Source organism: Candidatus Symbiopectobacterium sp. (genome assembly GCF_020054415.1).
Lineage (GTDB): Bacteria > Pseudomonadota > Gammaproteobacteria > Enterobacterales > Enterobacteriaceae > Symbiopectobacterium.
Genome location: NZ_JAHWCO010000020.1, coordinates 1 through 13434, shown reverse-complemented (window position 1 = coordinate 13434; position 13434 = coordinate 1). Strand labels below are relative to the sequence as shown.

General features: G+C 50.9%; 10 protein-coding genes and 1 pseudogene. 4 read left to right on the top strand and 7 right to left on the bottom strand.

Annotated features, from left to right (window positions below; translation table 11 throughout):
• Nucleotides 1-144: 144 nt before the first annotated feature.
• From QZ506_RS00660 to serC, 6 genes are all read right to left on the bottom strand, one after another.
• Nucleotides 145-630: a Tar ligand binding domain-containing protein gene (locus QZ506_RS00660; protein ID WP_291968342.1), complete on the bottom strand. Its 486-nt coding sequence runs from the start codon at nucleotides 628-630 to the stop codon at nucleotides 145-147.
• A 256-nt stretch (nucleotides 631-886) separates the two neighbouring features.
• Nucleotides 887-1171 carry an integration host factor subunit beta gene (gene ihfB, locus QZ506_RS00655; protein ID WP_195312909.1) on the bottom strand — a complete coding sequence of 95 codons (285 nt, stop codon included), beginning with the start codon at nucleotides 1169-1171 and terminating at the stop codon, nucleotides 887-889.
• A gap of 100 nt (nucleotides 1172-1271) precedes the next feature.
• Nucleotides 1272-2945 carry a 30S ribosomal protein S1 gene (gene rpsA, locus QZ506_RS00650; protein WP_291968340.1) on the bottom strand — a complete coding sequence of 558 codons (1674 nt, stop codon included), beginning with the start codon at nucleotides 2943-2945 and terminating at the stop codon, nucleotides 1272-1274.
• 121 nt (nucleotides 2946-3066) lie between these two features.
• Nucleotides 3067-3756, bottom strand: a complete 690-nt coding sequence (cmk, locus tag QZ506_RS00645) for a (d)CMP kinase (RefSeq protein WP_291968338.1) — start codon at nucleotides 3754-3756, stop codon at nucleotides 3067-3069.
• 186 nt (nucleotides 3757-3942) lie between these two features.
• Entirely contained in the window at nucleotides 3943-5229 is a 1287-nt protein-coding gene (gene aroA / locus QZ506_RS00640) for a 3-phosphoshikimate 1-carboxyvinyltransferase (protein ID WP_291968336.1), read from the bottom strand.
• Between the two features lie 141 nt (nucleotides 5230-5370).
• The gene (serC, locus tag QZ506_RS00635) at nucleotides 5371-6456 is read right to left on the bottom strand and encodes a 3-phosphoserine/phosphohydroxythreonine transaminase (RefSeq protein ID WP_291968334.1); all 1086 of its coding nucleotides are present in this window, start codon (nucleotides 6454-6456) and stop codon (nucleotides 5371-5373) included.
• Between the two features lie 215 nt (nucleotides 6457-6671).
• Here serC and ycaO point away from each other — a divergent pair.
• The 4 genes and pseudogenes from ycaO to pflA all read left to right on the top strand — a co-directional run bounded on the left by ycaO (nucleotide 6672) and on the right by pflA (nucleotide 13083).
• Nucleotides 6672-8410, top strand: a pseudogene (ycaO, locus tag QZ506_RS00630) (30S ribosomal protein S12 methylthiotransferase accessory factor YcaO).
• 475 nt (nucleotides 8411-8885) lie between these two features.
• Complete coding sequence (gene focA, locus QZ506_RS00625) at nucleotides 8886-9743, top strand: formate transporter FocA (RefSeq protein WP_291968332.1); 858 nt, start codon at nucleotides 8886-8888, stop codon at nucleotides 9741-9743.
• A 54-nt stretch (nucleotides 9744-9797) separates the two neighbouring features.
• On the top strand, nucleotides 9798-12080 hold the full coding sequence (gene pflB / locus QZ506_RS00620) for a formate C-acetyltransferase (RefSeq protein ID WP_291968330.1): 2283 nt from the start codon (nucleotides 9798-9800) through the stop codon (nucleotides 12078-12080).
• A 262-nt stretch (nucleotides 12081-12342) separates the two neighbouring features.
• Nucleotides 12343-13083 carry a pyruvate formate lyase 1-activating protein gene (gene pflA, locus QZ506_RS00615; protein WP_291968329.1) on the top strand — a complete coding sequence of 247 codons (741 nt, stop codon included), beginning with the start codon at nucleotides 12343-12345 and terminating at the stop codon, nucleotides 13081-13083.
• Here pflA and QZ506_RS00610 read toward each other — a convergent pair.
• The gene (locus QZ506_RS00610; protein ID WP_291968328.1) at nucleotides 13073-13285 is read right to left on the bottom strand and encodes a hypothetical protein; all 213 of its coding nucleotides are present in this window, start codon (nucleotides 13283-13285) and stop codon (nucleotides 13073-13075) included. The genes pflA and QZ506_RS00610 overlap by 11 nt on opposite strands.
• Nucleotides 13286-13434: the final 149 nt, after the last annotated feature.

Genomic DNA, 13434 nt, shown 5'->3' with positions numbered 1-13434 from the left:
TTGAGCAGGCCGGCTTTGTGTTTGATAATGGGATTGTAAGTATGAAGCATGAGAGTTACCTCGCGTTTTGTTTAAGGATTAGGCACCCATATCAAAACCGGTAACTCTCAACCTTTCAAGGTCCAGTGTCAGATCTAGTCGCGACTAATACACTTTATCAAAGACGGTCCCAAGTTGCTTGAGTTGGGTGACCTGATATTGGTAATAACGCTCAATGTCGCGACTTTTTAGCGCATCTAGCATCGGTAAAATGCCATTTTCATAATAATTTTTATAGGGTTGGGCGATATTCTGAGCCAGTATTTCTTCCTGCACGGTGCCCGCAGTTGCCGCAAAAAAACGATCAAGATCGTCCTTAGCCGCACGGGCATATTGCCCGGAACGGCCCGCCGCCGCCATGGCATCATCCCACTGCTGCGTTTCCAACGCGCGAGTCGCAAAAGAATCCGCTACACGCACGCGCTGCATATTGGTGTTACTGCTCGCAAAATTGCCCAGTTCCACGCCCTGAATACGATTTAGCACCACGAGCGCATCGTAACTTTTATTAATGGCAATGATCCCCGTGGCGCTTACCAGCAACGACAGAGCAGCCATCACCCCGAGCAACGCTAATAACCCTGTACTAATCTATATATTTTTTAACATTTTATTCCATTACAAAGTAAACCATAGGCTTAATAATGTTATCGGTTGACACAACGGGCGGGTTTATCGGCGCTTTGCGCTTTTGGCGGAAAGCTCGCAATATTGACAACGATTGCAAGATAGTTGGGTTTAAGGGCAATAAAAAAGGCACCTTTTTACAGGTGCCTTTCTAAAAAGCTAGACATTACAGTCTATTGCAAATAATACCACGGTGTTTCGTGCAGATTATCTCGGCATATCAGCCATAAATATTTGCACGATCGCGCAGTTCTTTACCTGGTTTGAAATGGGGAACGTATTTACCTTCCAGCTCTACCTTTTCACCGGTTTTTGGATTGCGCCCAACGCGTGGTGCACGGTAGTGAAGTGAAAAACTGCCGAACCCTCGGATCTCAATGCGATCACCATCAGCCAGCGTTGCCGCCATCTGCTCGAGCATCTCTTTCACTGCATCCTCAACCACCTTGGCCGGGATATGAGATTGCTGCCCAGCAAGTCTTTCGATCAGTTCAGACTTGGTCATAATTCCTCCAAGTGCGTGGTTATATCAATATTGGATAGCCACGATTGACTTACTACCGTAACAGAATGAGTCAACCTCATGGCCGACTCACCCCACCCTATTACTCGCCTTTAGCTGCTTTGAACGCTTCAGCCATTGCGCTGGAGAAGTTACCTTCTTCCTGTTTGTTGTTTACGGTAGCGATAGCGTCTTTCTCATCCGCTTCGTCTTTCGCACGTACAGACAGGCTTACAACACGGTTTTTACGATCAACACCAGTGTATTTGGCTTCAACTTCATCGCCTACGTTCAGAACCAGCGTAGCATCTTCTACACGGTCACGAGATGCTTCAGAAGCACGCAGGTAACCTTCAACGCCATCTGCTAATTCAACTGTAGCACCTTTTGCGTCAACAGCAGTGACTTTACCCGTTACGATCGCACCTTTTTTGTTCAGTGACAGATAGTTATTGAACGGGTCTTCCGCCAGTTGCTTAACGCCCAAGGAGATACGCTCGCGCTCTGCGTCAACTTGCAGAACAACAGCGGCGATTTCGTCACCTTTCTTGTATTCGCGAACGGCTTCTTCGCCAGCCACGCTCCAAGAGATGTCAGACAGGTGTACCAGACCATCGATACCGCCATCCAGACCGATGAAGATACCGAAGTCAGTGATAGACTTGATCTTACCTTCTACGCGGTCACCCTTGTTGTGGGTTTCAGCGAACAGCTGCCACGGGTTGGATTTGCATTGTTTCAAGCCCAGGGAGATACGACGACGTTCTTCGTCGATATCCAGAACAATAACTTCAACCACGTCGCCCACGTTAACCACTTTGGACGGATGGATGTTTTTGTTGGTCCAATCCATTTCAGATACATGTACCAGACCTTCAACGCCTTCTTCGATTTCTACGAAGCAGCCGTAATCAGTCAGGTTGGTCACACGACCGGTCAGACGGGTGTTTTCCGGGTAGCGCTTAGCGATAGCAACCCACGGATCCTCGCCCAGCTGTTTCAGGCCCAGGGACACACGAGTACGTTCGCGGTCGAACTTCAGCACTTTCACAGTAATCTCATCGCCAACATTGACGATTTCGCTCGGATGCTTAACGCGTTTCCACGCCATATCAGTGATATGCAGCAGACCATCAACGCCACCCAGGTCAACGAATGCACCGTAGTCAGTGAGGTTCTTAACGATACCTTTAACTTCCATGCCTTCTTGCAGGTTTTCCAGCAGTTGATCGCGCTCAGCGCTGTTCTCGTATTCGATAACTGCACGGCGGGAAACGACAACGTTGTTGCGTTTCTGATCCAGCTTGATCACTTTAAACTCAAGCTCTTTTCCCTCCAGGTGCAGAGTGTCGCGAACCGGGCGAACGTCAACTAAAGAACCCGGCAGGAACGCACGGATGCCGTTCAGTTCAACCGTGAAGCCGCCTTTCACTTTACCGTTGATAACACCGGTAACGGTCGCAGCTTCTTCGTAGGCTTTTTCCAGCATCAGCCAGGCTTCGTGGCGTTTCGCTTTCTCACGAGACAGCAAGGTCTCACCGAAACCGTCTTCTACCGCGTCTAGGGCAACGTCTATTCCGTCACCCACCTGGATTTCGAGTTCGCCTTGTGCGCTTTTGAATTGTTCTACCGGAATGGCAGATTCAGATTTCAGACCGGCGTCAACCAGTACGACATCTTTATCAATAGCAACGACAACGCCGCGAACGATGGAACCCGGACGAATTTCGATTTCTTTCAGCGATTCTTCAAAGAGTTGAGCAAAAGATTCAGTCATGTTGTTAATCTTAAGGGTTTCAATTTAACGTCCATCTGGCATCCTGCTTGATGGGGTTGTCTCACACGCCCTGCTGTTATCCTTACAACAAGGTTAAAAAAAATGCCATATAGCGCCTCAATCAATTCTGTGATTGAGCAAGGATCTCACGCGCATAACTGAGCGATTTCGCAATAACGTCATCAATAGACATATCGGTCGAATCCAACACCAGCGCGTCTGCGGCAGGGACTAACGGTGCTACCGGACGACTCCGATCGCGCACATCCCGTTCTTTTATCTCGGACAAAAGACGTTCAAAGTTAACATTAAAGCCTTTTTTCTGCAACTGTAGCATGCGTCGTTGTGCACGTTCTTCCGCGCTGGCATCCAAAAAAATCTTCACAGGCGCATCTGGGAACACCACCGTACCCATATCTCGGCCATCCGCGACCAGTCCCGGCGCTTCGCGAAACGCACGCTGCCGACGCAACAATGCTTCTCTTACACGCGGAAAAGCGGCCGCCTGCGAGGCAGTGTTACCGACCGTTTCATTACGAATTTCGTTACTGACGTCCTCACCTTCCAGAATCACTTTCAATTGCCCGTCTTCAGCAACGAAACGCACGTCAAGGTGCGACGCCAGCGGCACTAACGCTTCTTCCGAACCGATATCAACCTGATGATGTAAGGCAGCCAAGGCGAGCACGCGATAAATCGCGCCCGAGTCCAACAAATTCCACTGTAATGTTTCTGCCAACGCCTCGCACAGCGTTCCCTTGCCTGCGCCACTCGGCCCATCAACCGTTATTACCGGTGCCGTTACCGCCATCTCTTTCTCCTATTACTCGGGTCAACCGCGAGGTCTGTTACGACTTACGGTGCCCCATTATACGCGCCAACGAGCAAAGCCGTTAGCCTAACACCCTGAGAAAGATAAAATTTCAGAAGATGCCTTGTAAAACTGAGGGCGGGCATAGGCCCACCCTACAGGGAAAGTGCAACTACCGTCTGATTATTAACCGTGGCTCAGACGCGCCAACTGTTGAAAATAGTCAGGGAAAGTTTTTGCCGTACATTTGGGGTCGATAATGGTCACTGGTGTATCGGATAATGCCGCCAGCGAGAAACACATCGCCATACGGTGATCGTTGTAGGTGCCGATCTCGGCAAAACGTAACTGAGGGGCAGGCGTAATACGAATATAATCGTTCCCCTCTTCCACCGTCGCACCGACTTTGCGCAGCTCAGTCGCCATTGCCGCAAGACGATCGGTCTCTTTTACGCGCCAATTGTAGATATTGCGCAGCGTCGTGGTGCCACCTTCGGCAAACAGCGCTGTCGTAGCAATCGTCATGGCCGCATCGGGGATATGATTCATGTCCATATCGATGGCATGCAACTCACTGCGCTGACACTCGATATAGTCATCCCCCCAACGAATAATGGCACCCATTTTTTCCAGCACGTCAGCAAAACGGATATCGCCTTGCACGCTGTTGCGCCCCACGCCCGTGACACGGACCGTTCCACCTTTAATGGCCGCCGCCGCCAAAAAACAGGAGGCGGAAGAGGCATCACCTTCCACCAAATACTCACCTGGCGCATGGTATTGCTGGTTGCCCTGTACGCTGAAGTACTGGTAATTTTCGTTGTGCACCTCAACGCCAAAATCTTTCATCATGCGCAGCGTGATATCGATATAGGGCTTGGACACCAGATCGCCTTTGATACTGATGCGGGTGTCTTTGCTCGCCAACGGCGCTGTCATCAGCAGCGCGGTCAGGAACTGGCTGGAGACGCTGCCATCCACAGCGATCTCACCCCCCTGGAAACCGCCGTGCAGGCGCAATGGCGGATAGTTGGTCTGCTCAAGGTAGTCGATGGTCGCGCCACCTTGGCGCAACGCATCTACCAAATGGCCGATCGGTCGCTCTTTCATACGCTGCTCACCGGTCAAAACAATATCTCCTTGCTTCAAGCATAACGCGGCGGTCAGCGGACGCATCGCCGTGCCCGCATTGCCAAGAAACAGTTCTAACGGTTGCGACACGCTGAACGGTCCACCAATACCAGTGACGTCGCACTCGGTGCTGCTGTGCGAAAGCTGATATTGCACGCCTAACAGTTGCAACGCGTCCAGCATATGGCGAACGTCATCGCTATCGAGCATGTTTTTCAAACGCGTCGTCCCCGTAGCCAATGCTGCCAGCAACAAAGCACGGTTAGAGACGCTTTTCGAACCGGGAAGGTTAATCACGCCATCGATCAGGGAAATAGGCTGTAGGGTAAGGGATTCCTGCATGTAACTCTTAACTCCGGTCATCAACATAAGAAACCCCGGTACACACCGGGGTTTACTGGAAACAAGTTGCCGCTTTACGTTCTGCGGCAACGGTACGACCTGCAACGCCGCGGGCAGACCACGGCGCCACTCGCTGCGGTATTAGCCGTGGCGACGTTCAAAATCCGCCATAAAGGCAGTCAGCGCCTGTACACCTTCCAGCGGAATCGCGTTGTACAGCGACGCACGCATCCCTCCCACGACGCGGTGGCCTTTCAGCGCATGCAACCCAGCCATTTTAGACTCTTCCAGGAACAGTTTATCCAGCGCGTCATCACCGAGCAGGAACGGCACATTCATGCGTGAGCGGTTGGCGGCCAGCACGTCGTTACGGTAGAAATCGCTGCTATCGATAGCGCCGTAAAGGTGATCCGCTTTCTCGCGATTGCGTTTTTCCATTTCCACCAGGCCACCCTGCTCTTTCAGCCATTTGAATACCATGCCAGAAAGGTACCAGGCAAAGGTCGGCGGCGTGTTGTACATGGAGTCGTTATCGGCCAGCGTTTTGTAATCCAACACCGACGGCAGCACGCTGCGGGATTTACCCAACAGGTCATCGCGCACAATCACCAAGGTTAAACCGGCAGGGCCAATGTTTTTCTGCGCACCGGCATAAATCACGCCGAAACGGCTGACATCGATCGGGCAGGACAGGATGCTGGAGGAGAAGTCAGCAACCACAATCTTGTCGCCAAAGTCAGGCGTTTCTTCAATTGCCAGACCATCAATGGTTTCATTCGGGCAGTAGTGCACAAAAGAGGCATCGTCAGACAGAGCCCATTCACGCATCGGTTTGGCGGCGCGCAGGCCGTCAATGCGTGTTTTCACGTCAATAACGTTCGGTTTGCAGTATTTTTCCGCTTCGTTAATCGCACTGTGCGCCCAATAGCCGCCGTCGATATAGTCAGCTTTAGTGCTGTCACCCAGCAGATTGAGTGGCACGGCCGCAAACTGCGCGCGCGCGCCCCCTTGGCAGAACAGCACGTTGTAGTTGGAGGGGATCTTTAACAAATCGCGCAGATCCTGCTCGGCTTCCGCCGCCACCTGCATAAATTCTTTACTGCGGTGGCTGATTTCCATTACGGACGTTCCCAGCCCACGCCAGCTACACAACTCTTGCTCGGCACGACGCAACACTTCAACCGGCAGCATGGCTGGACCGGCGCTAAAATTGAAAACTTGCGTCATTTCCCCTCACCACGTGTTTAGTACGACTATTATGATTTTTTACAACAACCACGTTGGCTATTTGCAGCAACCGCCACCATTTGTTTTTATCACTGGCTCCTTCCCGCTGCAATCCTTATTACGATTTCCCGTATAAAACACGCACGGCGACAGCGTGGAGTTGTCCGTGAAAAGTCCGTATGATGCACGTCCCATAAAAGAGAAAAGTGACAATCATGAGCCAAACGTTCATCCTAGGCAAAGACGCAGCCCTAGAAGACTCCATCGCCCGTTTTCAACAGCAACTCCGTGACCTAGGGTTCAACATCTAAGAAGCCTCCTGGCTTAATCCGGTGCCTAACGTCTGGTCCGTCATATTCGTGACAAAGATTGCCCGTTGTGCTTTACCAAAGGCAAAGGCGCCAGCAAGAAAGCCGCCTTGGCTTCAGCCGAATATTTCGAGCGTCTTTCCACCAACTACTTCTTTGCAGACTTCTATTTGGGCAAGTCAATCGCTAACGGCGATTTCGTGCATTACCCGAACGAGCAATGGTTCCCGCTGCCGGACTATGACAGCTTGCCACTGGGGATTCTGGATGATCACCTGCGCGCATTTTACGATCCTGATAACGAATTGAGCGCCAGCATGCTGGTGGATCTGCAATCCGGCAACGGCGAACGTGGCATCTGCGCCCTGCCGTTTACCCGTCAATCCGATGACACCACCGTCTACATCCCGATGAATATCATCGGTAACCTCTACGTTTACAACGGGATGTCCGCTGGCAACACCGCCAATGAAGCGCTTGTTCAGGGGTTGTCTGAGGTGTTCGAACGCCACATCAAAAACCGCATTATTGCTGAAGCCATCAGCCTGCCAACCATCCCGGACAGCGTGTTTCAACGTTATCCTAGCGTGGTGGAAGCCATCGCCACGCTGGAAAAAGAAGGGTTCCCGATCCTTGCCTATGACGCCTCGCTGGGCGGTAATTATCCAGTGATCTGCGTGGTGCTGTTCAACCCCAGTAACGGCACCTGCTTCGCCTCTTTCGGTGCGCACCCGGATTTCTGCGTCGCGCTGGAGCGTACTGTCACCGAACTGCTACAAGGACGCGGGTTGAAAGATCTCGATGTATTTACCCCGCCGAGCTTCGACAATGATGATGTGGCGGATCATGCCAATCTGGAAACCCACTTTATCGATTCCAGTGGTTTGATCTCCTGGGATTTGTTTAAAACAGACGCGGACTATCCCTTTGTCGACTGGAGCTTTAAAGGCAGCAACGAGCAGGAATTTGCTACCTTGATGGCAATTTTCCACAAAGAACACAAAGAGGTGTACATCGCCGATTACGAGCACCTGTCAGTGTATGCTTGCCGCATTATCGTACCGGGGATGTCCGACATTTATCCGGCAGACGACCTGCTGTTGGCAAACAACAATATGGGTGTGCATTTACGCGAGACCATCCTCTCTCTGCCCGGCAGTCAGTGGGAAAAGCAGGCGTATCTCGATATGATCGCTCAGTTGGATGATGAAGGTTTTGATGACTTCACTCGCGTGCGCGAATTGCTAGGGCTGGCAACTGGCAAGGATAATGGCTGGCTCACGCTGCGCATCGGTGAATTAAAAGCGATGCTGGCGCTGGCAGGCGGCGATCTGGAACAGGCGGAATGGACGCAGGATTTCAACGGCTCCGTCTTCAGCACATCGCGCAGCAACTACTACCGCTGTTTGCAGACGCTGTTGACGCTGGCATTGGACGAAGAGCGTGAGCCATTACAGTATTACGATGCGTTTGTGAAAATGTACGGCAGAGACACCGTCGACGCCGCGAGCGCAGCGATTGCCGGTGAGCAATGTTTCTACGGGATGTTTGACGTCGATGACACCTTCTCCACATTGCCTGCACACCAATCGCTGCTGGCAGCTTACGAGAAACTGCAAGCGGCTAAGCGTCGTTTCTGGGGCTAATGCCGTATCGCCCGTCCTCCCCGGTTAACACCGGGGAGCATTCACACTGTTATGACCTCAAGCGGCAACCTTATTTTTTCGATCAATTTTCCAGCAACACGCCAGATGTCATAATCCAATATCTTATCGCTGCGTAGTTCGAATAATTCGGCATTTCTCATAAAATGAAGAATAATGTACTTATTGTTATTGAATGGTGAATTTTTAATTAATTTGCAGCAACTCACAACACCGAAATGATACAAAAACGCATATCACTTAACTCTTTTTCACGCTATTCCACCCCCTATATTCAACTCTTTTTATAATTTTTAAAATATTTTTTCTTTATTAATTTAAATTGGTTAGCGTGAATTTAGTGCAGATCGTAGAGGGTTTTCACCCCACTAAATTTTCACGATATGATCCAAGTCAAATTTTGCTTTATACTGCTTTGTTAGTATCCCCTCGCGGATAAATCTTGGAGAACGTTAGTGTGAAAGCTGACAACCCCTTTACACTTTTACTACCGGCAGCCATGGCGAAAGTCGCTGAAGATGCTGGTGTCTATAAAGCTACCAAACAACCCCTGACTACGTTTTTTTTGGCGATTACTGCTGGTGTTTTTATTTCTATCGCCTTCGTTTTTTACATCACAGCCACAACCGATTCCGCGTCTATGCCTTACGGCATGGCTAAACTGATTGGTGGGATCTGCTTCTCACTCGGCCTGATGCTGGTGGTTGTCTGCGGCGCTGACCTGTTTACCTCAACGGTATTAACAGTGATTGCCAAGGCAAGCGGCCGTATCACTTGGAAACAGCTGGCCTGCAACTGGTGTAACGTCTATGTGGGCAACCTGTTCGGCGCACTGTTTTTTGTCGCTCTGATCTGGTTTGCCTGTGAGCATATGGTCGCCAACGGTGCATGGGGCTTTAGTGTCCTGCAAACCGCAGAACACAAAGTGGAACACACTTTTGTTGAAGCGTTTTGCCTCGGGGTGCTGGCTAACCTGATGGTTTGTCTGGCGGTATGGATGAGCTACTCAGGCCGGACGCTGACAGACAAAATGTTCGCAATGATCCTACCGGTGGGCATGTTCGTTGCCAGCGGCTTTGAGCACAGTATTGCTAATATGTTTATGATCCCCATGGGGATCGTTATCAAGAATTTCGCGGCGCACGAATTTTGGGAAGCCATTGGCAAAGCGCCGTCACAATTTGAGCACCTTACCCTCCACAACTTTATCGTGGACAACCTGATTCCTGTCACGCTTGGCAACATCGTCGGCGGCGGTTTTCTGGTAGGGTTAACATATTGGGTTATTTATTTGCGCGGTGGCGACAAACATTAATCTGTCGCCGACTGCAAATCGGGTTATGAATTCCAAACCAAAGGTAGGTGTAATATGACCGAACTGAATGAAAAATTGGCTAACGCGTGGGAAGGTTTTAGCGCGGGTGAATGGCAGAATGGCGTCAACGTACGTGACTTCATTCAGAAGAACTACTCACCGTATGAAGGTGACGAGTCCTTCCTGGCTGGCGCTACTCCGGCAACCACCAAGCTGTGGGATGCTGTTATGGAAGGTATCAAACAAGAAAACCGCACTCACGCGCCGGTTGACTTCGATACCAACGTTGCAGCCACCATCACCTCTCATGACGCCGGTTATATCGACCAGAGCCTGGAACAAATCGTTGGTCTGCAAACTGACGCGCCGCTGAAACGTGCGCTGATTCCGTTTGGCGGCATCAAAATGGTTGAAGGTTCCTGCAAGGTTTATGGCCGTGAACTGGATCCGCAACTGAAAAAAATCTTCACCGAATACCGCAAAACCCATAACCAGGGCGTATTCGATGTTTACACTCCGGATATCCTGCGCTGCCGTAAATCTGGCGTGCTGACCGGTCTGCCGGATGCTTATGGCCGCGGCCGTATCATCGGTGACTACCGTCGCGTTGCGCTGTACGGTATCGACTACCTGATGAAAGACAAATTCGCTCATTTCACTTCTCTGCAATCCAAACTGGAAAACGGTGAAGACCTAGAAGCGACTATCCGTCTGCGCGAAGAGATTGCCGACCAGCATCATGCGCTGTCTCAGATCAAAGAAATGGCTGCCAAATACGGCTGCGATATCTCTGGTCCGGCTACCAATGCAAAAGAAGCCGTTCAATGGACTTACTTCGGCTACCTGGCTGCGGTTAAATCTCAGAACGGTGCGGCCATGTCCTTCGGTCGTGTATCCAGCTTCTTGGATATCTTCATCGAACGTGACCTGAAAGCCGGTAAAATCACTGAGCAAGACGCACAGGAACTGATCGACCACCTTGTGATGAAACTGCGTATGGTGCGCTTCCTGCGTACGCCTGAATACGATGAACTGTTCTCCGGTGACCCGATCTGGGCAACTGAGTCCCTGGCCGGTATGGGCCTTGACGGTCGTACTCTGGTAACCAAAAACAGCTTCCGTTTCCTGAACACCCTGTACACCATGGGGCCGTCTCCGGAACCGAACATCACTATCCTGTGGTCTGAAAAACTGCCGCTGAACTTCAAAAAGTATGCAGCTAAAGTGTCCATCGATACCTCTTCTCTGCAATACGAGAACGACGATCTGATGCGTCCGGACTTCAACAGCGATGACTATGCTATCGCTTGTTGCGTGAGCCCGATGGTTGTTGGTAAACAAATGCAGTTCTTCGGTGCACGTGCCAACCTGGCAAAAACCATGCTCTATGCTATCAACGGCGGCGTGGACGAAAAACTGAAGATGCAGGTCGGTCCGAAATCTGAACCGATCAAAGGTGATGTGCTGGACTTTGACGTGGTAATGGACCGTATGGACCACTTCATGGATTGGCTGGCCAAGCAGTATGTCACTGCATTGAACATCATCCACTACATGCACGACAAATACAGCTACGAAGCATCGCTGATGGCGCTGCACGATCGTGACGTGTTCCGTACCATGGCATGTGGTATCGCCGGTCTGTCCGTTGCCGCTGACTCCCTGTCTGCCATCAAATATGCGAAAGTTAAACCGATTCGTGACGAAGATGGCCTGGCCATCGACTTCGATATCGAAGGCGAATACCCGCAGTTCGGTAACAACGATCCGCGCGTTGATGGCCTTGCTTGTGACCTGGTAGAACGTTTCATGAAGAAAATTCAGAAACTGACCACCTACCGTGGTGCTACCCCGACACAATCTGTTCTGACCATCACCTCTAACGTGGTATATGGTAAGAAAACCGGTAACACACCGGATGGCCGTCGCGCTGGTGCACCATTCGGACCGGGTGCTAACCCGATGCACGGCCGTGACCAGAAAGGTGCTGTTGCATCTCTGACTTCCGTTGCTAAACTGCCGTTCGCCTACGCGAAAGACGGTATCTCTTACACCTTCTCCATCGTTCCTAACGCATTGGGTAAAAATGATGACGTGCGTAAGACCAACCTAGCAGGCCTGATGGACGGTTACTTCCACCACGAATCCAGCATCGAAGGTGGTCAACACCTGAACGTGAACGTGATGAACCGTGAAATGCTGTTGGATGCAATGGAACACCCGGAAAAATATCCGCAGTTGACCATCCGTGTTTCTGGTTATGCCGTGCGCTTCAACTCGCTGACCAAAGAACAGCAGCAAGACGTTATTACCCGTACTTTCACTCAGTCAATGTAATTTCCCTGACTGCCTGAAAAGGCGTAAAATAAAGGCTCCACCCCGGTGGGGCCTTTTTCTCACCCTCCGCACTGATAACCTGTTTTGCCAGCCCGCTCCTTGTACCGCGGCGGGCTGGCAAAACAGATTCAACACGACACAGGCGAGACGGTTTACCGTTCGTTTATTACACGTCCTACATGACGTCGGCGCACCGTTGCATTTCCCTGTTCGTGTTAACACCTGCTGCTATTGAACGGCCATATTTGGAGAAACACTTGTAATGTCACTGATCGGTCGCATTCACTCATTTGAATCCTGCGGGACCGTCGATGGTCCCGGTATTCGTTTCATCGTTTTCTTTCAGGGATGCCTGATGCGATGCCTGTATTGCCATAACCGCGATACTTGGGATACCCACGGCGGCAAGGAGATCGTTGTTGAGGATCTGATGAAAGAAGTGGTGACCTATCGCCACTTTATGAATGCTTCGGGCGGAGGCGTTACCGCATCGGGCGGCGAAGCCATTCTTCAGGCTGAATTTGTGCGCGACTGGTTCCGCGCGTGTCAGGCAGAAGGCATCAATACCTGCATCGATACCAATGGTTTCGTGCGCCGCTACGATCCGGTGATTGATGAACTGTTGGATGTTACCGATCTGGTGATGCTGGATTTGAAACAGATGGATGACAGTATTCACCAGAATCTGGTGGGCGTCTCCAATCACCGCACGCTGGAATTTGCCCGCTATTTAGCCAAGCGCAATCAGCGTACCTGGATTCGCTACGTAGTCGTCCCTGGTTGGTCGGATGATGATGCCTCAGCGCACCTGCTGGGTGAATTTACCAAAGACACGACCAACATCGAGAAAATCGAATTGCTACCCTACCATGAGCTGGGAAAGCATAAATGGGTCGCTATGGGGGAAGAATATAAGCTGGATGGTGTAAAACCGCCGAAAGCCGATACCATGAACCGCGTACAATCCATACTGCAGAGCTACGGACATAAAGTCATCTACTGATGTGACACGCTCCCAAACGATGACCGGATGGGAGCGTTTCATCATGCCTGGCTTGTTGTAGCAGATTTCCAGCAACCTTCACTTTTACCTGAACGGCATTGCCCGGCAAATAGGCTAGCGGTAGTTCAATAAACTCGATGACTGTTATGCTCCCGCGTTCTACGCCCGCAGCCTCGGCCAACGCAATCGCCTCTTTTTGCAAGGCATCACGTGTACTAGCTCAGACCTGATCTGACAGTTACCGATTATTTATACAGGTGTCTGTCAGATTACATCTGGTTCAGATTCTTTTCTGCCCAGATCCGTTTTCCATCGAGTAAAGTGGCCATCGGCGTACGCCCGCAGCACATT

What these genes read in the sequence shown, in the direction of transcription:
- ihfB (WP_195312909.1), bottom strand. Translation starts at nt 1,171, where the DNA reads ATGACCAAGTCTGAACTGATCGAAAGACTTGCTGGGCAGCAATCTCAT.
- rpsA (WP_291968340.1), bottom strand. Translation starts at nt 2,945, where the DNA reads ATGACTGAATCTTTTGCTCAACTCTTTGAAGAATCGCTGAAAGAAATC.
- cmk (WP_291968338.1), bottom strand. Translation starts at nt 3,756, where the DNA reads ATGGCGGTAACGGCACCGGTAATAACGGTTGATGGGCCGAGTGGCGCA.
- aroA (WP_291968336.1), bottom strand. Translation starts at nt 5,229, where the DNA reads ATGCAGGAATCCCTTACCCTACAGCCTATTTCCCTGATCGATGGCGTG.
- serC (WP_291968334.1), bottom strand. Translation starts at nt 6,456, where the DNA reads ATGACGCAAGTTTTCAATTTTAGCGCCGGTCCAGCCATGCTGCCGGTT.
- pflB (WP_291968330.1), top strand. Translation starts at nt 9,798, where the DNA reads ATGACCGAACTGAATGAAAAATTGGCTAACGCGTGGGAAGGTTTTAGC.
- pflA (WP_291968329.1), top strand. Translation starts at nt 12,343, where the DNA reads ATGTCACTGATCGGTCGCATTCACTCATTTGAATCCTGCGGGACCGTC.